General features: G+C 53.9%; 1 rRNA gene. It reads right to left on the bottom strand.

Annotation, left to right across the window (positions count from 1 at the left end):
• Positions 1–241: ribosomal RNA gene (locus ACTHS3_RS18505) — 16S ribosomal RNA — on the bottom strand; the annotation flags it as partial.

The raw sequence follows: 241 nt of genomic DNA on the forward strand, positions 1-241 counted from the left end.
GTATAAGAGACAGGACTACTGGGGTATCTAATCCCGTTTGCTCCCCTGGCTTTCGCGCCTCAGCGTCAGTTTCGGTCCAGAATGCCGCCTTCGCCACCGGTGTTCCTCCAGATATCTACGCATTTCACCGCTACACCTGGAATTCCACATTCCTCTCCCGAACTCAAGTCACCCAGTATCAGATGCAGTTCCCAAGTTAAGCTTGGGGATTTCACGTCCGACTTAGGCAACCGCCTACGCG

This window comes from Neisseria sp. P0009.S007 (genome assembly GCF_051962515.1).